Genomic DNA, 18,596 nt, shown 5'->3' with positions numbered 1-18,596 from the left:
GCGCGTTACAGAAAGAAGTCCATGCAGACATCCATCAAGCCCGGCCAGGTATGGCTTGACACCAAGGGCGAACGCATCCACGCGCACGGCGGCTCGGTGATCACGGTCGACGGCATTCACTACTGGTACGGCGAGAACAAGGAGTTCTCCGAACCCGGGAGCGGCATCTGGCACTGGGGCGTCCGCTGCTACTCATCGACAGACCTCTACAACTGGGAAGACCGTGGGCTGATCATCCCGCCAGTCGAAGACGACGAAGAATCCCCCCTCCACCCGAAGCAGCTCGTCGACCGGCCGCACATCATCTACAACGCCGAGACGAAGAAGTTCGTCGCCTGGCTCAAGATCATGACCAAGGGCTCACTCCAGCGCTCGACGGTCCTGGTAGCGGACGACATCCTCGGTCCGTACGAGCTCGTGCGGACGTGGCTGAAACCGTTGGACATGAGCGCCGGCGACTTCGACCTCGTCGTCGACCCACACGACGGCAAGGGGTACTACTACTTCGAACGCGTGCACTCGGAGATGATCTGCGCCGATCTCACCACCGACTACACCGATGTCACCGGCTACTACTCCACCCACTTCCCGCAGCCCCAGCCGCCCTTCGTCCGTGAAGCCCCCGCGCACCTCTACCGGAACCGGCTGCACTACCTGCTGACCTCGGGGACGACCGGCTATTACCCGAATCCGTCAGAGGCGGCCGTATCGCGGTCCTATCACGGTCCGTTCGAGGTGCTGGGAGACCTCCACCCGACCGACGAGTCGCGCACGTCGTTCCATTCGCAGATCTCCTCCGTCTTCAAACACCCCGACAAGAAGGACCTGTACATCGCGATCGCCGACCGGTGGCTACCGAAGTACCTGGACCACGGCGCCCGTGCCCGCGACGCGTTTGTCGAGCACTTTGCCCCCGGCAAGGACGGCGATGAGCCGATGGAAGAGTTCGCCGAGGTCGATACCACCAGCGCGGATTACGTGTGGCTGCCCATCCGCTTCGAGGGTGACCGACCGGTCATCGAGTGGCGCGACGAATGGACCATCGACGAGTTCGACTGAACTATCGGTTACCTACTGGCCCCCACGCCTCGCCCACCAGGAGCTCCGAGCGAAGCCGCTCGGAGCCTCGTTCATGGAATCGGCGTGATGACCACGGTGGCTGACCGGGGTCCATCTCCGAGCATCGGAGGCAGGTAGGAACTGCCCGCGTACTTCTCGCGATACGCCTCATCGACGGCGTCCCGGGCTTGTTCATCGGCTGCCCTGAAACGCACGTCGAACTCGCTGCCGGCCGCGCGGATACGACCCGCGCCTTGTGTCATCGCGGCGATGTACCAACGCGATCGCTTTCCGTTCCATGGGCGGACATAGAGGCGTCCATCGACCTCAACGCACCAGATCCAGGTCGGGGTTCCCAAGGTAATGCCGTCGTCGCGGAACGGTGACACGTGAAGATCGTCTGCCGCCGTAATGCTGTGCAGAGTCTCCGCTTCCCATGCAGTCACGGTCTCATCCCTGTTTCAGTGATCACGGCTGCAGGAGCACCTTGATGGCGCGCCTTTGGTCCATAGCGCGGTAGCCCTCTGCTGCCTCCGAAAGTGGCAGGGTCAGATCGAAGACCTTGCCGGGGTCGATCACGCGATTCCAGATCAGATCGATAAGTTCTGGCAAGAATCGGCGCACCGGCGCGGGACCTCCGTGAAAGTGCACGCCTGAGAAGAAGAGCTCCTCGCCGGGAAGCTCAACCCCGTGTGAGACCCCCACGTAACCGACATGTCCGCCCGGTCGGGTCGCGCGAATTGCTTGCATCATCGACTCCTGCGTGCCGACGGCTTCGATGACCGAGTGTGCGCCGAACCCACCGGTGAGCGACTTGATGCGCGCAACACCGTCTTCGCCGCGCTCGCTGACGATATCTGTCGCTCCGAATTCACGGGCTAGCTCCTGCCGGGACTCGTGCCGCGACATCGCGATGATCCGTTCAGCGCCGAGATGCTTCGCGGCGAGGACGGCGAGTAGGCCGACCGCCCCATCGCCCACGACGGCTACCGTCTTACCCGGCCCGGTCTGGGCGGCGACCGCGCCGAACCATCCGGTGCCCAAGACGTCGGACGCCGCGAGGAGGGACGGCACGAGATCTGCGTCCGGCATGCCGGGTGTAGCGACGAGAGTCCCGTCGGCCAGTGGCACGCGAAGGAGCTCGGATTGTGCGCCCCCGGCTCCGGCGAACTCGCCGTGTACGCATCGGGACTGATATCCACCGAGGCAGACCTCGCACGTGTTGTCTGAGGCCATGAAGGAGCCGATGACGAAATCTCCGACACGAACGTTGCGAACGTCCGCGCCGATCTCCTCGACTACTCCGACGTACTCGTGGCCCATCGGCTGGTGGTCCACGGGTTCGATGCCGCGGTACGGCCACAAGTCGGATCCGCACACGCAGGTCGCAGTGAGACGTACGATGGCGTCAGTGTCGTGCACGATGACGGGGTCGGGCCGTTCTTCCACCCGGACGTCCCCGGGGGCATACATGATGGTGCCTTGCATCACATTTCTCCGTTCCAAGAGCGCTGGTCAGCGCCCGGGTGTGGGGGTCAGGCGGTTGTAGTAGGCGTCGTCCACGGGTTCGAGCCACTCGTTAGATGCGTTCTCGCCCGGGACTGCGATTGCTACGTGAGCGAACCAGGATTCGGCTTTGGCGCCGTGCCAATGCTTCAATCCGGCGGGGATCTCGACAACCGTCCCCGGTTCGAGGCTCACCGCCTCGCGACCCTCGGCTTGGAACCAGCCGCTGCCGGCGATCGCGAGGAGGATCTGGCCGCCGCCGGAGGTTGCGTTGTGGCGGTGCCAGTTGTTGCGGCATCCAGGCTCGAAGGTCACATTGGAGATGGTCATGCCGAGGGATGCGAGTGGGGCGAGGTAGCTCTGTCCGATGAAGTACTCGGCGAAGGAATCGTTTGGTTCGCCCAGCGGGAATATGCTGTCGAAGGCCATGTCAGTCGCCAGCCTCGGCCTCGACGGCGTCCTTCAGCACGGTCATTGCCGCCATCGCGTTGGGCCAGCCGGCGTAGAACGCCAGATGAAGGATGGCTTCCTTCAGTTCCTCCAACTCGACACCGTTCTGGAGAGCGAAGGGAAGATGGAACTTGAGCTGATCCGTTTTCCCCATCGTTGTCAGCGCAGCGACCGTGATGAGACTGCGGTCACGCTTATCCAGGCTCTCCCGTTCCCAGACCTCATCGAAGAGGACCTTATCGGTGTAGTGGGCAAGCCCCGAGGCGAAGTCCCCGAACGCCTTGGCTCCACCCGTCCAGCCTGTACTGGCTTCGTCAGTCATGATGTCCTCCTTCTTCCAGTGCCGACCACTCAACTCCGAGGTCGGCTTCCGAGGGAGTCACTCTTGAGACGTGTACTGACATGGCATCCCTCCGACCCCCGGGCGGGGCGTACCTTCGTGCCATGGACAACAAGGCCGAGGTGCGCGAGTTCCTTATCTCGCGTCGCGCGAAGCTCACCCCCGAGATGGTCGGCTTGCCGGCGGGGAGCAGACGACGCGTACCAGGACTGCGTCGCAGTGAAGTGGCCACCCTGGCCGGGGTAAGCAACGAGTACTACGCAAAGCTCGAGCGCGGCCATATCGGTGGTGCGTCCGAGTCGGTGCTGCACTCACTAGCGCAAGCGCTGCGCCTAGACGACGCGGAGCGCGCCCACCTCTTCGATCTTGCGAGAGCGGCAGCGCAGCCCCTGTCCCGCCCTCGACGGAAGCCCGTCGCCGTATCGACCGTCCGCCCAGGAGTGCAGCTCATGCTGGACGCGATAACGGGTGGCGCAGCCATGGTGCGCAACGGTCGAATGGACATCGTCGCAGTCAACGCGCTCGGCCGCGCCATACAGTCCCTGGCCCTCGAATCGCCCGGCGACGGAAATCTCGCACGATTCGCGTTCCTGGATCCCCGCGCTCGCACCTTCCACCCGAATTGGAACGTGGCGGCTGACATCACCGTGGGGATCCTGCGCACGGAGGCTGGACGCGACCCGTACGACCGCGGGCTACAGGACCTTGTCGGCGAGCTGTCCACCCGGAGCGATGAGTTCCGAACTCGATGGGGAGCCCACGACGTCCGGCAGCACGGTGCGGGAGTCAAACGATTCGTGCACCCGGCAGTCGGTGAGATCGAGTTGAGCTATGAGGACATGCAGTTCGTCCAGCATCCGGGTCTCACGTTCCTCGTTTACGTCGCGGAACCGGGGTCGGACAGCTTCGAGCGCATGCAACTGCTCGCAGCGTGGCAGGCCACACGAGATGCAGAGGCCCATGCTGGGTCACTGCGGAATGCCGCGGCAGCGGCGAAGGAGGAATGACGATGCACACTCGGCTACTGGGCCATGGCCTCGAGGTCTCGGCTATCGGACTCGGCTGCATGGGGATGTCGCAGTCATACGGCCCGAACCCGGGCGACCGCAGCGACATGATTCACGTGCTGCGCTCGGCTCGCGATGCCGGAGTCACCTTCTTCGACACGGCCGAGGTCTACGGACCGTATGACAATGAGGAGCTGGTCGGTGAGGCGCTGGAACCCATCCGGGACCAGGTCGTCATCGCGACGAAGTTTGGATGGAACATCCAGGACGGGACGATGGCCGGTCTGAACAGTCGACCGGACCAGATCCGGCGCGTCGCCGAGGCCTCCCTGCAGAGGCTCCGGACGGACGTGATCGACCTCTTCTACCAGCACCGTGTCGATCCCGAGGTGCCGATCGAGGACGTAGCCGGCACCGTGGGGGAGCTGGTGGCGGAAGGCAAGGTGCGACACTTCGGTTTGTCCGAGGCTTCGGTGGCCACCATCCGCGCGGCGCACGCCACCTTCCCGGTGACCGCTCTGCAGAGCGAGTACTCTCTGTGGACGCGCGATCCCGAGGCGGAGGTCCTCCCGACCCTCGCGGAGCTCGGGATCGGTTTCGTCCCCTTCAGTCCGCTGGGCAAAGGATTTCTCACCGGAACCGTCGATACATCCACGACCTTCAGCGACGGCGACATCCGCACCCGCGTTCCTCGGTTTGAAGCCGACAACCTCGCGGCTAACCAGGAGCTCGTCGCCTATGTCCGCGACCTCGCCGCGCAGAAGGGATGCACTCCCGGGCAGGTCGCGCTCGCCTGGCTTCTCGCTCAGAGCCCTCACATCGTCCCCATCCCCGGGACCCGACGTACCTCGCGTATCGAGGAGAACGCGGGCTCGGTCACGGTGGGGATATCTGCGGATGAAAAGGCTGGTCTGGACGGTTTGGCTCAGCGGATCGGCGTCCACGGCGACCGATACAACTCGCAGCACATGCGCTTTGTGAATCGCTGAGCGACGACGGGCGGCTGGGCCCGAGGCATCGGGGGCGTCTCGGGCCCTGGCGTCGCTCGGCCGACGCGGTTCGCGTGGGAGTCCCGTCCTCGTGCGGCACCTTCATCTCACGTTCGAAGAGGCGTCCGGATTGGTCGGAGCTCTTCACGAGCGCGGGCACCAAACTGCTCCGAGAAGTGGGAACGCGACCGCCAGAATGATCGGCCTGGGGGGACGCAGGGGCGAGCTCGACCGGACACCGAGGCTCAACTCAGTTCGATTCGGCGCGCGCGTCTTCTAGTCATTCGGGATAGTCTCGGGCGCGCGTAGAGCGCCGGATTCCTTTGGGCCCCGTAGCTGAGCGGCCCGTTGTCTCCTCCTCATTCAGGTCCTCGCAGTTGCCCTTGAGCGGCTTGTGCAGCCGACGTTGCTCACTCGCACTCTGGTCAGCGAACGGGCCTAAGCGCACGAAATTTTCCCTTTGGCGCAGAGCGCTCGCGCCCGGCCTGCCTGGCTCGACAGCTAGTAGTTCGATCGAGCTACCTCTGCATCGAGAACCAAACCCCCATCGACTGAATCACTGAAGGTCGGGGCCGAAGTACAGCTAGAGCGAGTTCGCGGTGCGGTTGGTTCTGACGATGAGGTAGAGAAGGTAGGGCGCTCCGAGGACTCCGGTCACGATTCCTACGGGGTAACGCGCGCCTAGCCAGTACTGGCCCGCGAGGTCTGCAATGAGAACGAGGATCGCTCCTACGAGCGCGCTGGGTAGGAGTAGTGACCCGTTGGGCCCGATGATGCGCGCAGCGATCGGGCCGGCCAGGAAGGCGACGAACGCGATCGGGCCGGTCGCGGCTGTGGCGAAGGCAATGAGCCCCACCGCGGCAACCACGACGACGAGTCGGGTCAGGTTGACTCGAGTTCCGATTGCGTTGGCGGTGTCGTCGCCGAGCTGAAGCGCGTTCAGGTTTCGCGACTGGAGGAGGAGCATTGGTCCTAGAACGAGAAGCGCGGCAGTAGCTGGCAGGGTCTGCGCCCATGTTGTTCCGTTCAGGCTGCCTGTCAGCCAGCGCATCGCCTCTTGCAGGTCCCACTGGCCGGCTTGGGAGAGGACGTACTGGGTGAGGGCATCCAGCATGGCGGCGAGCCCGATGCCGATCAGGATCAACCTGGTGCCGGCTGCGCCACCAGAGATGGACAAAAGGTAGATAAGCATCGCGACTACAAGACCGGCGAGGATGGCCAGCAGCGACACAAGCGGCCCGTCGAGTTTCAAGACCACGATCGCGAATGCAGCGGCCGCGCTGGACCCCGCGCTGATCCCGATGATGTCGGGACTGGCGAGCGGGTTGCGCAGCATCGTTTGGAACGCGACACCCGCGAGCCCGAAGCTGAGCCCGACAACCGTCGCAAGGACGGTGCGCGGTAGACGCAACCGGCCGACGGTGAAGGATGCGCCCGGCACATCGCGTCCAAGGATCACGTCCAACACCTCGGTCGGGGAGTAGACGACCTGCCCGACCATCACGCTGGCGGCGGCTAGGCCGATTCCCACGGCTGTCATCGCGGTGAGGATCCAACGTCGTCGTGTGGTGCGGCGGCGGCGAAGGAGTCTGACCTTTTGTACCGTCTCCGCCAGTGCCGGGTGGGTGGTGGTGCTCATAGTGACTTCACCTTCTGTCGGCGGACGATGGCGATGAACACGGGGGCTCCGATGACGGCGGTGACGATGCCTGCGTCGATTTCGGCGGGTCGGGCGATGACTCGGCCGATGATGTCCGCGCCGAGAAGAAGGCCTGCGCCGGCCACGCCCGAGAATGGGAGTAACCATCGGTGATCGACCCCAATGAGGAGGCGGCAGGCGTGGGGCACGACCAGGCCGACGAATGCGATCGGGCCGGCTACGGCCGTTGCTGCGCCGCACAGCAAGACGGCGCCGAGTGCAGCGACTCCTCGCGCGACGGCCACTCGTTCGCCGAGGCCAGCCGCGAGCTCATCGCCGAGGGCAAGGGAGTTCAGGCTGGATGCGGTGAGCAGGCTGACGACGAACCCGGCGAGGAGAAACGGTGCGACCAGGCTGACGGCGTTCCAGGTGGCGCCGCCGACGCCGCCGATCAGCCACGAACGTACGTTGCCGGAGATGTCGCCCCGCGGGAGGGAGATGGCCGTGACAAACGAGACGAGCGCGGCAGAGGTAGCAGCGCCCGCTAGCGCGAGTTTGAGGGGAGTAGCTCCACCACGGCCCATCGATCCCACCGCATAGACGAACACGGCAGCGACGGCGGACCCTGCGATCGCTACCCAGATGTAGCCCGTCGCGGAGGAGAGCCCGAACCACGCGATCCCCGCCACGATGGCGAGGGACGCCCCCATGTTGACGCCGAGGATGCCAGGGTCAGCCAGCGGGTTTCGTGTCACTCCCTGCATGACCGCGCCCGCCACGCCCAGCGCACCACCTACGACTAACCCGAGCACGGTGCGGGGGAATCGTTGACCGACCGCCGCGACGGCGAGCGTGTCCTGCGACCCCGTGAACGCCGCCACGATTTCATCCCACGAGACCGCGCGCGACCCAATGGTGATCGACGCGGCAACGAGAACCACGGTCACAGCGGTCAACGCCAGGAGCCACGCCAGACGAACGCGATTCGGGCGCCGCACCACGGCGACGCCCGAACTCGGTGATGCGTGAGCGGTCACTCCGACTTATCGGCTGCCTCAGCGAGCAGCGCCACGTAGTCATCCAGCACCCACGAGATCGACAGGGGCGTGGGGTTGGCTGCCGTGCCCAGAGGACCAGAACCATCCAGGGCCACGATCGCCCCGTTTGCCACTGCGGGCATTTTAGACAGCAGCGGGTCGGACTCCAGAGTGGAGATGAGGGAATTGTCTCCGTAGGTCACGATGATGTCGACATCGTCAAACACGTCCGCCTGCTCCGCACTGACGGACCCGGAGAACTTCTGCTTATCGGTCGATGCCTGCTGGATGCTGGACGGCTCGGTGAGCCCGAGGTCCTGGAAGAACGCGGCCCTCGTGTCGTTGGCGGTATAGAAGTTAACTGTCCCGAGGTCGGACGGGTCGACGTGCGTGAGGAACATCGTCGCCTTGCCGTCGAGCTGCGGGTAGGCCGCGGCCGCGTCGGAGATCTCCTGCTCAAGCGAGTCGATGAGATCCTCTCCCTCAGCAGCCATACCCATACCTGCCGCGTTGTACGAGATAACATCTCGCCACGACGTCGCCCACGGACCCTCGGGGTACGCAACGACCGGCGCGATCTCACTCAGGGTGTCGTACTCCTCCTGCGTGAGCCCCGAGTACGACGCAAGGATGACGTCAGGGTTCGTGTTCGCAACAGCCTCAAAGTCGATGCCGTCCGTCTCGTCGAACAGCACCGGAGCCTCGCCCCCAAGCTCCTCCAGCTTCTCTTCCACCCACGGCAGCATGCCGTTGCCGTCGTCGTCACCAAAGTTCGCCGCAGCCATACCGACCGGCACAACTCCCAGCGCGAGCGGGACCTCGTGGTTTGCCCACGCGACGGTAGCTACCCGCTCAGGCTTCTTCGTGAGCTCGGTTGTGCCCAGCGCGTGCTCGATCGTGACGGGGTAGGCAGCGTCGTCCGCAACGGTGGATGAGACAGAGGGTGAGCTAGGCGACGAGGCACAGGCTGACAGGGCGAGCGAAGCGCTCACAACGAGGACGGCGGCGCCAATCAGGCGGCGTGAAGACACGGATAACTCCCATGGTTGCTGTGTGAGGAGCCTCGAATGCGCGGGCGGTGTCGCACTCGAGCGACACTCGCCCGGCGCATTATTAGGTGAGGCTCGCCTAATCTACAGGAGGTATCGGCGCCCGTGCAGGCATCGCCTTCCCGGTCGTCGTGGTGGGGAGGGTCACCGTGACCGTGAGTCCGTCGCCGGGACGGTTGACGATGCTGACGTTCCCCCCGGAACGGGCGACGATGCTCGCAACGATGGGCAGGCCGAGCCCGGCGCCTGTCTCGGAGCGGCTTGCTGTGCGCCGTTCTCTGGAAAAGCGATCGAACGCGTGAGGCTCGTATGCTTCCGTCATGCCGCCACCGTCATCGGTGATGGAGACGGCGGCGCCCGCGGCGTCCGTCCTCAACGCCGCGGTGATGTGGCCTTTCTCGCCGATAGCGGTCAAAGCGTTGTTGATGAGGTTGTCGCAGATCCGGCCGAAGTCGGCCTCGCTGACCGCGATTGACTGCTCGGGGTTTGTCGTGTCGTCGATGGTGAAATCGAGCTGGATGCTGCGTCCGCCGACGCGTGCTCGCCCGCGGTCGGCGGCGTCGGCCAGCTCGTCGCCGAGCTCGCGCGCGGTGGCGTGCCCGGGTGTGGTCTCGGAGTCGAGGCGGGAGAGTTCGAGCATCGAGGTTGCGAGGGACGATAATTGGGCCACGGTTTTCTGGGCTGCGGCGACGTCTATCTTCATTTCTTGCAGCGTTGTGGCTTGTTGTTGTGCGAGCTCGAGTCGGGTTTGGATGATGGCGATCGGGGTGCGGAATTCGTGACTGGCATCCGAGACGATTTGCCGTTCTCGTTCGGCTGATGACCTGAGGTCCCTGATGAGCTCGTTGAGGGTCTGGGCGAGTTCGGATATCTCGTCTCGAACCGGTCCTACGGGGAGGAGTTGATCGTTGCCGGCCGACACGAGGCGTTTCGCGCTCTGACGGAGCCGCGTGACAGGGCTGAGAGCTGCGGATCCGATGAACCAGGCCGCCCCGCCAAATCCGATTGTGATCGCGGCGACGCTTGCGATCAGCAGGGCGGCGACCTGAGCCAACACCTCGGTGTCTTCGGCGCTGGCGGTGATCACTCGCCACTGCTTCCCCATGGTGGACACGGTGCTCGTCATGACGAGGTAACTGTCCTGTCCGTTCGTGACGGTGCGGACCTCGTCCGGCCCGCCGACCAGTCGGGTCAGCTGCTGGTTGAGAGGCACGGGGAGAGTGTTGATCAAAGGGGTGCCGGTGGGCGAGAGGACCGCGACGAGCTGACCAGGTCCCGGGGCGTCGAACTCCTCCGTATCCCCGGTGGAGATCGCCGTCACGTACTGTCCCTGCACGCCCTCCAGGAGGCGGACCTGCCCCTCATGGACGATGCGTTGAACCTGGCTGAAGATAATGATCCCCGCGGCGATGGAAATGAGGATCGCGATCAGCAGGCTCCCGGCGGTGATCCGGGCGCGGATAGTCAGCCGGGCGGGGTTCATATGCGTGGCGGAGCGATCAACTGAAACCCGACGCCGCGTGAGGTGACGATCCTCGCCGTCGTGGACGAGGCGTCTAGCTTCTTACGGAGATAGCTGACGTACTGGTCGACGGTGTTCGGGTCGACGTGCGCGGTGGAGCCCCAGATGCTGTCGAGAATCTCGGAACGCGGGACCACTCGCTCCGTGTTGATCGCGAGCAGGCGCAGCAGGTCGAACTCTGTCCGGCTGAGCCGTAGCTCGCGTCCGTCCGTCCGGACAGAGTGCTGGGCTACGTCGATCTGCAGCGTCCCGACATCCACCCGGGCGCCGCCGATCGCATCACGTCGCCGCAGCGCCCGCAGACGTGCGGCAAGTTCTACGAACTCGAATGGTTTGGTGAGGTAGTCGTCGGCGCCAGCGTCCAGCCCTTTCACCCGATCGTCGACGGCGTCTCGTGCGGTGAGGAGGAGGATCGCGAGCGCTTCGTCCTGACGGCGCAGCCACCGGCAGATCTCAAACCCGGACATCCCTGGCAGCATGACGTCCAGGACGGCGATGTCGTAGGGGCGATCGTTAGCGAGGGTCATTGCGTGCACCCCCTCGGGAGCCGTGTCCACGACGTAACCTTCGGCCTCTAACCCGCGGCGCAGAAGGGCCGCCATCTCCGGTTCGTCTTCCACGATGAGCACACGCAATGCCATGCGGGCCTACCTCCCTCGTGGTGCGATCCTACGACGCGGCTGCGAGGCGCCACCCCGGGTTCTCGGCGGCGGCGACATGGCGCTGGCGCCGGACATTCACATGCAGATGGGCCGCCACGGCCACGATGATGATCAGGAACACGATGCTGGTCAACGTCGCGCCGATCCCGAGGCCGCCGTCGGCGGGCGACTGGGAGAGCAGATCCCCGATCGACGCGCCCAACGGTCGCGTCAGGATGTACGCCGCCCAGAAGCAGAAGACAACGTTCGCGTTGAAGGCGAACCGAGCGATCGCGATGATGCCGATCAGCGCCGCGAACAGGATCGTCCCCACAAGGTAGCCGAGTCCCATCCCTTCTGAGATCAGGTCACCAGCCGCGGTGCCCAATGCGAAGGTCAGCAGGATGGCGATCCAGTAGAACGCCTCCCGGCGTCGCGTGAAGATCGTGTGGATGGAGAGCGTGTGTTCCCGAGCGAACCAGATCCCGAACGTCACGGCGAGCAGCGCGGCGAAGATCAGCGTGCTCACCCACAGCTCGACGCCCAGAACATCGGTGAGGTTATCGGTGATGAGGGTTCCCACGATGCTGATCAGCACCACCACGGTCCAGTACACCCCGGAGGTGTACCGCCGGGTCCGGAACTGCGCGATCAGCGCGATGATCAGTAGGCCGCCCATGATCCAGGTGGTGAGCGACAGGCCCAAGCCCAGGTCGGCGTTCAGGTAGTCCGCGAACGTCTCACCAGTTGTCGTGGATAGGACCTTGATCACCCAGAAGGCGACTGTCACCTCGGGGACTCGGTTGAACAAGATAGTGCGGACGTGTTCAGGGAGAGTGTTCGTCATCCCGCCACGTTTTCGACTCCACCTCGACGTACACCCGCAAAAACCGGCTTTGGAGATGAAGGATTTCTCAGAGAAGCAGGTCCAGCGCGCCGAGCCCTCGCCTGAGTGATCTCTCAGACAATAGCGCGCGCCGCGGGCCAACTTGATCAGATTCGGCTCCTAATGTCGCCGACATGCACCGCACGCTCGCCTCTCCACGCACCGCCATATGGGGCGGCGCGGCCGGTCTGATCTTCGTCGTTCTCCTCGGGTCAGTCATCCACCTGCTCGGTAACGGACCACTCCCCGTCGACAGCTGGTGGCTCGTACTCATGCGGAGTGTACGCAGCAGCGCTGGTCTCGTTGTCGCAGAGGCAATGGCCGTTGCCGGCGGAACGACCTGGATGATTATCGTCGGCGTCCTGATCGTCGTGACGCTCGTCCTCAAGCAACAATTCCGGAGCTCGATGATCGTCGTCGCGTCGATGGTCATATCCGAGGCCCTCACCACACTGATGAAGCTGGGATTCGCGAGAGAACGGCCAATCGAGTCACTGAGCGACACCGGTCCAATGTCGTTCCCATCTGGCCATACGACTCTCGCCGCCACCGTCGCAGTCGCTCTCGCTCTGCTGGTGGGTCGGGGGCTGATGTGGGGCACAGCGGCCGCGTGGACCGTCGCCATGGCATGGAGCAGGACATACCTCGCAGCACATTGGCTGACCGACACACTCGCCGGCGCCATCCTCGGGGCATCCATCTCGTTACTCATCTGGGCCGCGCTCCGCGAACGAGAAGCGAACACAACCCGTGCGCACCATCTGCACGACGAACACCGACATGTCCCGCGAGGTCCGATTCGCATCCACCTGTCGAGGGGGAAGTAGCCGCAAGGGTCGTTGTCGGCGCGGTGCAAGCACTTCGATGTTCCCTGACGCGCGAACTCAGCCAAGTGGGTGCGCCCACCTGCACACTGGGAGAACGCCGCGCCCGGAGCTGGTCGCCTGGGGCGTACCCACAGTCGGCCCTCAATCAATCACGAACAACGCGGCGCCGGTAGTGGTGGAGGATCGGTGCGCTTCTTGGCCACTCCCTACCTCTGCACCAGTGATCGGCCAGGTATCCAGGCGAATAGTCCACTCGGCGCAGGCGCAAGCCATCAAGCCCTTTGGTGCGCCACTTTGCAGTGCCGGCTTCTCCGGGGTGTTCCTCGAGGCGCATGGACGCCCAGTGCGTTGCGGTGAATGAGTGCGAGTCGGGGAACGGCGCGCTGCTGCTCACCATGCGCGATCCGCCGCAGGGGGAGTATGGGAGTGGTCTGTCCTGATTCCGTTCTTCCTTGTGGTCAGTCTGCGCGCATCACGTGCGCGCCCCTGTGTTCCAGGGCACGTAGCGTCGTTGACGCATCTGCTGCGGCGCCATCCGCGACTATGCCGGTGACCGCTTCGATGGGCAGCACCCGATAGCGCGATGCGGCGCCAAGTTTCTCAGCGCTTCCAAGCACCCAGGTCTCGCTGGCGCGGCCAGCAAGCGCACGCTTCATGGCGGCCTCGTCGGCGTCGCCGGTGGTTAGTCCCGCCTCTTCGTGAACGCCGGTGACGCCAAGAATGAACCGGTCGGCGCTGATTCCCATCGCTGCCTCCACCGCTGCGGCCCCACTGGCGACGGCGGAGTGTTTGAAAAGACGCCCACCCAGAATTGTTACCTCAGCGGCGTGCTCGAGCAGTGACGCGGCGATGGTCGGGCTGTGGGTGATGATCGTGCACTCGATCGAGCGATCAAGCGCCTGCATCGTGGCGTGCGCTGTCGTGCCGCCATCGACGATGACGGTACTGCCGGGCTCGATGAGCTCGGCAGCTCGACGAGCCACACGCAGCTTGCTCATAGTGGCGACGGTCTGGCGTACGCCGTAGTTGGCAACGGCCGGGGACGCTGGCAGTGCTCCACCGTAGACACGTACCGCCAGCCCTGCGGCATCAAGCTCGCGGAGGTCGCGCCGGATACTGTCTTCCGACACGCCCAGTTCGGCGGCGAGGTCTTTGGCGACGATGCGGCCCTCCGCACGTAAACGGGTAAGCAGATGATCCTTACGTGATGCAGCAAGCATCCGTACTCCTTCACGTTGTTGCGCGTTTTCACTTAGTGTAGGCCCGTGACCAGACAGAACGACACCAAGCCAATGCTCATCCTTATCGCCGGGCCGTATGCGTCGGGCACGGGCGGCGACCCGGCACGGATGCGACGCAACCTCGACCGCCTCGAAGAGGCAGCCTGGCCGATCTTTCAGGCCGGGCACATTCCGATGATCGGCGAGTGGGTGGCGCTTCCAGTCCTCAGCAGTGCCGGGGCTTCAGGGTCGTCCGATCCACTCGCCGCCGATGTCATGTACCCCACGGCGCAGCGTCTACTGCAGCACTGCGACGCTGTGTTGCGTCTGCCTGGTGAGTCACGTGGCGCCGACCAGGACGTCGCCATAGCCGAGCAGCTCGGTCTGCCGGTGTACGCCTCCGTTAGCGAGATACCGCTTCGGCGAGGCGAACCTTGAACCAAAAAAGCTGGCGATTCAGGCTTCGCCGCTACCGGATGCGCCGCCTGGATCAATAGGGAGCAGGCGCCGCGCGCCCTCACCTTCTGCTGCCAACTTGTCACCGGGGTTCACCACCAGGCAGGCGCTGAGTGAGACGCAGCCGCAACCGATGCACTGATCCATCTCGCGCTGCAGCCTCTCGAACTCCAACTGGCGAGCACGCAGGCTCGCCCGCCAGGAGGCGTTCAGCCGCGTCCAGTCGCGTAGCGAGGGCATGCTGTCTGCCGGAAGAGTCGCGAACTGTTCGGCAACCTCAGTAAGAGGGATGCCGAGGCGTCGCGCGACCTGGATCGCAATGCGCCGCTCCGTGTGGCGCGGGTACAAGGAGCTGGACCTGGGGCTTCGTCTCACCTCCGCCCTTGGGTCGCTTTCCCCAGCAGCTGTACTGGCACGGCGATTCCACAGTCAGCACCCTTCCGCAGGTCGCCGATGCGGCGGAGACCGCCCTTTTCGTCACGCTCATGTCCGGCGGAGGAGCGACTGCCTCGGCAGCCGGAGCCGACGGCGTCGGCCCGGTCGCGTCCGGCGATCACACCGGATCAACCTCGAGTCGATCATCGCGACGATGGCCGGTCGTCATCGCTGCCATCGCACGGAGCCCGCCGCCAGCTAGCGCCGCGGCCTAGAGGGCTCGCGTTGTCGAATAGTTGTCAACGCGTGGGGGCAGGTGTGCACCGAGCGCCTCGCATAACTCGAAATTATGTTCTATCAGACGTATCCTCGCCGTGGGAGGTCGAATGGGAACGTCGCGGCGCTACGCGGCCTCTGTCGACCGACAGATGGATGAACGCATTCTTCGGCGACTCGCCGAGGGTGGGCCGCTCCAGTCGCTCTCGCCGGAAGAGGTTGGGCTCGGCAGGGAGCCGGTTACCGTCGACCCGAACCCTCGCCGTGCATCGGTGTGGGTGCGATTCGGGAGCACGCCTGCCCTTGTGGATGCCGAGGTCTGCCGATGGACCGAAAGGGCCTGTGGTGTCCAATTCCGAGTCGGGGAGAAGGAGCTTCGCGCATGGGTCTGGGCGTCCGCTGTCACTCCGGTGAGCCATCCCTAACACGGGGCGGCCGACGCGGTTGCGAGGACTCACGAGGTGGGCGGCACGCTGAGCGAGCGAGCGAGCGAGCAAGCGAGACGCGCGACGTGGCGTGGGGATCCAGTCAAGAATCGGCCGTTGGGTACCTACGCTATTCGGATCCTCGATCTACGCGATTCGGCCTCCGATCTACGCACTTCTTGAGGTTTCCTACGCCATTTCAGCCTCTCATCTACTCGACTTTTCCGACTCGTACGCAATGTGCGTAGTCGGGCGGATAGGTTCTCTGAGACCCCCAGCCGAAGCGATAGCTGCGCCGATAAGTGTGTGCGGGCTCTCCGGCCCGCCCGCGTCGCGATTGCCCGGGGGCGCCCCTCAGACTGAGATGAAAGACATCATCATCATGACCCGACGAAAGACCGCGGGACGCCCGAAGCAGGACGTCGCCGCTCGCCTCTTCCACTACACCCACGAGCACCACCTGGAGAGCATCTTCAGGACAGGGGAGTTGCGGACAACCGAGTCGAACATCAGCCTCGCGCGGGAGCATGCGGGCCCCCGCGTCGTCTGGCTGACCACCAACCCCGACCTGATCGGCACCACCGCCAACGGATTGCAGCTCGCTGACGGGCGCTCCAAGGCCCAGGTTCGTATCGAGGTACACGTCCCGGCGGACGAGGTGCACGAGTGGAAAGATTGGTCAGTGAGACACGGCAGCTCGGGGGCGGATCGAGCGCGCCTCGCTGCAGCTGGCGGGTTTCGAGAATGGCGCGTCGTCGAGCGGCCGATTCCCCGCTCGGAGTGGGTCGACTTCGGCTTTCGATCGGACAGTCCGTTGCTCGGGCAGCCCGCCGCGTCGCGCCTGGACGGCTTTGGCCTGGTGTGAAGGTGATCAAGTCGAAGTGTGTCTTCAAAGAGACGTGGCGATCACCGAGGCGGCCGTCGCTACCTGCTCCGTTTGCGGGCGAGGAGGCTCAGGATCATGAATCAAGTCGTCCACGCACTGGTGACGGCACGTTTGCATGGTTGGCGCGCCCCGCTCATGTTGGACGGCTCGTGGTCGGTTCGAGCGACCTGGTCCTGGACGCTGAGGACTTCTGGGATGTGCTCCCGCTCGGGGCGATTGAGTGGATCACGAAGCCACTGGTGCATGGTTTCCTGCTGGAGCAAGCGGTACTACTCCGTTGGTTGGAGCAAGAGGGCATTACGCCTACCAATTCCCGATCGTGGATGCCACCGTGAGCGTGATCGTGGAGTTCCTGGTCCCAACGTTCCCGTTCGCGGGGTACGTAGACGGTCCTCCTCATGCGAACCATACGGTCCGGCTGGATGGCGAGCTGCTCCGGCGGTTCCTTCTAACCGACTACTCGGACTCCCTCTCCGCTCCATCGACGCGGATGGGGGTCAGTGGACGAGGAAGCTTCGGGCATCTGTGACGTCCAGGTCGGCGTGCGGCGCGGCCGGCCTGAAACGAGCTCACGTAAGGGCATGCGCGGGGCCGGGGTCTGGGAACGCGATCGGCTACGCGCCTCACCTTGTCACCGTCAGGAGATCCGATTGGGGGAAACGAACGCGCTCTCGGCGATGCGATCTAGCGCTTCACCGTTACTTTGTCGGGTCTTGACGGCCGTACGAACGGTCTGCGGTCGAGAGTTGGCCGCCTCGCTCCCCGGCTGATCCGCGAAGTCCGTCACGTAGCGCTCAAGCCGCCGGCGAGGGAGTAAACGGAGATCATGGAGCCTCTTCGCGAACTCGATCACCGGCACCCCCCAGTAGTCGGCTTGCTTAGGGATACCGTCGGGGTCCACGTACATCGCAGCACGGATCGGCGATGCCGGGAGCACGAACTCCTCGGCGAAGGCTTGCGCTGCCCGCTCAGCCGCACCGGACGCTTCCCTCTGCAGGAGCCGGTGACCGATCTCGTGCGCGATGGCTCGTCGCTGTGCGGACGGTGAAGTTTCGGGGTCGATGATCATCAGCGGCCGATGCCCGTCTGGCCAGCTTCCGAGGGCGGCCACCCCAAGATGCTGAAGGTCTCCTCGCACGCAGATGATCCCGTGAGTTTCGGCCAGAGCGACTCCATCGATGAACGGTTCTCGGAAGAGGCCCCAGTTCTGCCGCAGGAGGGTCGCGAGGTTTTCCGGGTCGACTTCGGATAGGTCCGACAGCCCGTAGGCCTTGTCGTCGGCTTGGGGGAGGCCGTCAACTCCGGAAAGAAGGCTCGCAACCTGAGCGTGAACGATCATGACGGACGCCTCGTGCGAACGGATAGATCGCAGGGGAACCTGCCGCCCAAAGCTGTGGAGCAATCTGGGCCTGATCGACGGGGCGAGCAGGGCTGCCCGAGCGCGATTCAGGGCCTTTGCCAACCCGTCCAGGCGAGGATCGTCCGGATCGAGGCCCCGGCTCTCGAGCTTTGAGATCTCACTCTGCGCCGTCCCTGTTGCCCGAGCGAGGTCCAACTGCGTTAACCCGGCGGCAATCCGGAGCGCTTCGAGCATGGATCGAACGGGTTTGGAGTGGGGCACCGGAATATTCTAGGGCTTTGGTACTCCAATTAGCCTAAAATATTCTTGGCACCCTTCTGTACGCATTCAGCCGATTCAGCTCCCCAGGGGGCCTCGATGCCTAGATATGACCGCTCCAACCAAGTGCTGCCAACCTCCAGTTGGCAGGTTCGACCCCAGTAATCCACTGGGATCGGAGGCTGCTGCCAAGGTTGCCAAGTAGTAGATGTATTCCATAAGAAGAAAAAGTAAGTAGTAAGAGTAGAGGGCCCAGAAGATACTTCCCTTCTCTCTCTATGGATAGCTGCCCCGCACTTGGTTTGCTTGGCAGCGGTACAAAAAAGTCGGCTGATCTGGACTTTACGGTCGATTCCGCTTGGTTTTGAGCTTGGTGGGTGCTTGGCCG

The 18,596-nt window shown here is 64.3% G+C and carries 19 protein-coding genes; 6 read left to right on the top strand and 13 right to left on the bottom strand.

Features of this window, described 5'->3' with window-relative positions; genetic code table 11:
* The first annotated feature begins 21 nt into the window (after nucleotides 1–21).
* The gene (locus tag ABCU91_RS11740; protein WP_413353805.1) at nucleotides 22–1,059 is read left to right on the top strand and encodes a family 43 glycosylhydrolase; all 1,038 of its coding nucleotides are present in this window, start codon (nucleotides 22–24) and stop codon (nucleotides 1,057–1,059) included.
* Between the two features lie 71 nt (nucleotides 1,060–1,130).
* On the opposite strand, the gene ABCU91_RS11735 is transcribed toward ABCU91_RS11740, so the two are convergent.
* Genes ABCU91_RS11735 through ABCU91_RS11720 form a run of 4 tightly spaced genes read right to left on the bottom strand, consistent with a single transcriptional unit; the run spans nucleotide 1,131 to nucleotide 3,337 of the window.
* Complete coding sequence (locus ABCU91_RS11735; protein ID WP_413353804.1) at nucleotides 1,131–1,505, bottom strand: DUF2255 family protein; 375 nt, start codon at nucleotides 1,503–1,505, stop codon at nucleotides 1,131–1,133.
* A gap of 22 nt (nucleotides 1,506–1,527) precedes the next feature.
* Complete coding sequence (locus ABCU91_RS11730) at nucleotides 1,528–2,547, bottom strand: zinc-dependent alcohol dehydrogenase family protein (protein WP_413353803.1); 1,020 nt, start codon at nucleotides 2,545–2,547, stop codon at nucleotides 1,528–1,530.
* A 27-nt stretch (nucleotides 2,548–2,574) separates the two neighbouring features.
* Nucleotides 2,575–2,994 carry a cupin domain-containing protein gene (locus ABCU91_RS11725; RefSeq protein ID WP_413353802.1) on the bottom strand — a complete coding sequence of 140 codons (420 nt, stop codon included), beginning with the start codon at nucleotides 2,992–2,994 and terminating at the stop codon, nucleotides 2,575–2,577.
* A 1-nt stretch (nucleotide 2,995) separates the two neighbouring features.
* Nucleotides 2,996–3,337 (bottom strand): carboxymuconolactone decarboxylase family protein, encoded by a 342-nt coding sequence (locus ABCU91_RS11720; RefSeq protein ID WP_413353801.1) that lies wholly within the window; start codon nucleotides 3,335–3,337, stop codon nucleotides 2,996–2,998.
* Nucleotides 3,338–3,459: 122 nt separating this feature from the next.
* Between ABCU91_RS11720 and ABCU91_RS11715 the strand changes: the two genes are divergently transcribed.
* Nucleotides 3,460–4,362 (top strand): helix-turn-helix transcriptional regulator, encoded by a 903-nt coding sequence (locus ABCU91_RS11715; RefSeq protein ID WP_413353800.1) that lies wholly within the window; start codon nucleotides 3,460–3,462, stop codon nucleotides 4,360–4,362.
* 2 nt (nucleotides 4,363–4,364) lie between these two features.
* On the top strand, nucleotides 4,365–5,351 hold the full coding sequence (locus tag ABCU91_RS11710) for an aldo/keto reductase (protein WP_413355403.1): 987 nt from the start codon (nucleotides 4,365–4,367) through the stop codon (nucleotides 5,349–5,351).
* Between the two features lie 583 nt (nucleotides 5,352–5,934).
* Here ABCU91_RS11710 and ABCU91_RS11705 read toward each other — a convergent pair.
* From ABCU91_RS11705 to ABCU91_RS11680, 6 genes are all read right to left on the bottom strand, one after another.
* Nucleotides 5,935–6,990 carry a FecCD family ABC transporter permease gene (locus tag ABCU91_RS11705; RefSeq protein WP_413353799.1) on the bottom strand — a complete coding sequence of 352 codons (1,056 nt, stop codon included), beginning with the start codon at nucleotides 6,988–6,990 and terminating at the stop codon, nucleotides 5,935–5,937.
* Nucleotides 6,987–8,027: a FecCD family ABC transporter permease gene (locus ABCU91_RS11700; RefSeq protein WP_413353798.1), complete on the bottom strand. Its 1,041-nt coding sequence runs from the start codon at nucleotides 8,025–8,027 to the stop codon at nucleotides 6,987–6,989. The genes ABCU91_RS11705 and ABCU91_RS11700 overlap by 4 nt, the downstream gene beginning before the upstream one ends.
* Complete coding sequence (locus ABCU91_RS11695) at nucleotides 8,024–9,058, bottom strand: iron-siderophore ABC transporter substrate-binding protein (protein ID WP_413353797.1); 1,035 nt, start codon at nucleotides 9,056–9,058, stop codon at nucleotides 8,024–8,026. Before ABCU91_RS11695 ends, ABCU91_RS11700 begins: the two co-directional genes overlap by 4 nt.
* A gap of 97 nt (nucleotides 9,059–9,155) precedes the next feature.
* Nucleotides 9,156–10,559, bottom strand: a complete 1,404-nt coding sequence (locus tag ABCU91_RS11690; protein WP_413353795.1) for a sensor histidine kinase — start codon at nucleotides 10,557–10,559, stop codon at nucleotides 9,156–9,158.
* The gene (locus ABCU91_RS11685) at nucleotides 10,556–11,239 is read right to left on the bottom strand and encodes a response regulator transcription factor (RefSeq protein ID WP_413353794.1); all 684 of its coding nucleotides are present in this window, start codon (nucleotides 11,237–11,239) and stop codon (nucleotides 10,556–10,558) included. The genes ABCU91_RS11690 and ABCU91_RS11685 overlap by 4 nt, the downstream gene beginning before the upstream one ends.
* A 28-nt stretch (nucleotides 11,240–11,267) precedes the next feature.
* Nucleotides 11,268–12,227 carry a hypothetical protein gene (locus ABCU91_RS11680; protein WP_413353793.1) on the bottom strand — a complete coding sequence of 320 codons (960 nt, stop codon included), beginning with the start codon at nucleotides 12,225–12,227 and terminating at the stop codon, nucleotides 11,268–11,270.
* Nucleotides 12,228–12,259: 32 nt separating this feature from the next.
* Here ABCU91_RS11680 and ABCU91_RS11675 point away from each other — a divergent pair, with 32 nt between their 5' ends.
* Nucleotides 12,260–12,952 (top strand): phosphatase PAP2 family protein, encoded by a 693-nt coding sequence (locus tag ABCU91_RS11675; RefSeq protein WP_413353792.1) that lies wholly within the window; start codon nucleotides 12,260–12,262, stop codon nucleotides 12,950–12,952.
* A 458-nt stretch (nucleotides 12,953–13,410) separates the two neighbouring features.
* Here ABCU91_RS11675 and ABCU91_RS11670 read toward each other — a convergent pair whose 3' ends face one another.
* A complete protein-coding gene (locus ABCU91_RS11670; protein WP_413353791.1) occupies nucleotides 13,411–14,172 on the bottom strand; it encodes a DeoR/GlpR family DNA-binding transcription regulator in 762 nt (253 codons plus the stop codon).
* A 45-nt stretch (nucleotides 14,173–14,217) separates the two neighbouring features.
* On the opposite strand from ABCU91_RS11670, the gene ABCU91_RS11665 reads away from it, so the two are divergent.
* A complete protein-coding gene (locus tag ABCU91_RS11665) occupies nucleotides 14,218–14,610 on the top strand; it encodes a DUF4406 domain-containing protein (RefSeq protein WP_413353790.1) in 393 nt (130 codons plus the stop codon).
* Nucleotides 14,611–14,628: 18 nt separating this feature from the next.
* On the opposite strand, the gene ABCU91_RS11660 is transcribed toward ABCU91_RS11665, so the two are convergent.
* Entirely contained in the window at nucleotides 14,629–15,003 is a 375-nt protein-coding gene (locus ABCU91_RS11660) for a MerR family DNA-binding protein (RefSeq protein WP_413353789.1), read from the bottom strand.
* A 1,065-nt stretch (nucleotides 15,004–16,068) separates the two neighbouring features.
* On the opposite strand from ABCU91_RS11660, the gene ABCU91_RS11655 reads away from it, so the two are divergent.
* Entirely contained in the window at nucleotides 16,069–16,569 is a 501-nt protein-coding gene (locus tag ABCU91_RS11655) for a hypothetical protein (protein ID WP_413353788.1), read from the top strand.
* 658 nt (nucleotides 16,570–17,227) lie between these two features.
* On the opposite strand, the gene ABCU91_RS11650 is transcribed toward ABCU91_RS11655, so the two are convergent.
* Nucleotides 17,228–18,211 (bottom strand): XRE family transcriptional regulator, encoded by a 984-nt coding sequence (locus tag ABCU91_RS11650; protein WP_413353787.1) that lies wholly within the window; start codon nucleotides 18,209–18,211, stop codon nucleotides 17,228–17,230.
* Nucleotides 18,212–18,596: the final 385 nt, after the last annotated feature.

It is taken from the genome of Microbacterium phoenicis, assembly GCF_047302325.1.
Classification (GTDB): domain Bacteria; phylum Actinomycetota; class Actinomycetes; order Actinomycetales; family Microbacteriaceae; genus Microbacterium.
This window is presented reverse-complemented; position numbering and strand designations above follow the sequence as displayed.

Coding starts and splice junctions, on each gene's coding strand:
- ABCU91_RS11740 (WP_413353805.1), top strand. CDS start 22: ATGCAGACATCCATCAAGCCCGGCCAGGTATGGCTTGACACCAAGGGC.
- ABCU91_RS11730 (WP_413353803.1), bottom strand. CDS start 2,547: ATGCAAGGCACCATCATGTATGCCCCCGGGGACGTCCGGGTGGAAGAA.
- ABCU91_RS11725 (WP_413353802.1), bottom strand. CDS start 2,994: ATGGCCTTCGACAGCATATTCCCGCTGGGCGAACCAAACGATTCCTTC.
- ABCU91_RS11720 (WP_413353801.1), bottom strand. CDS start 3,337: ATGACTGACGAAGCCAGTACAGGCTGGACGGGTGGAGCCAAGGCGTTC.
- ABCU91_RS11715 (WP_413353800.1), top strand. CDS start 3,460: ATGGACAACAAGGCCGAGGTGCGCGAGTTCCTTATCTCGCGTCGCGCG.
- ABCU91_RS11710 (WP_413355403.1), top strand. CDS start 4,365: ATGCACACTCGGCTACTGGGCCATGGCCTCGAGGTCTCGGCTATCGGA.
- ABCU91_RS11705 (WP_413353799.1), bottom strand. CDS start 6,990: ATGAGCACCACCACCCACCCGGCACTGGCGGAGACGGTACAAAAGGTC.
- ABCU91_RS11690 (WP_413353795.1), bottom strand. CDS start 10,559: ATGAACCCCGCCCGGCTGACTATCCGCGCCCGGATCACCGCCGGGAGC.
- ABCU91_RS11685 (WP_413353794.1), bottom strand. CDS start 11,239: ATGGCATTGCGTGTGCTCATCGTGGAAGACGAACCGGAGATGGCGGCC.
- ABCU91_RS11675 (WP_413353792.1), top strand. CDS start 12,260: ATGCACCGCACGCTCGCCTCTCCACGCACCGCCATATGGGGCGGCGCG.
- ABCU91_RS11670 (WP_413353791.1), bottom strand. CDS start 14,172: ATGCTTGCTGCATCACGTAAGGATCATCTGCTTACCCGTTTACGTGCG.
- ABCU91_RS11655 (WP_413353788.1), top strand. CDS start 16,069: ATGAAAGACATCATCATCATGACCCGACGAAAGACCGCGGGACGCCCG.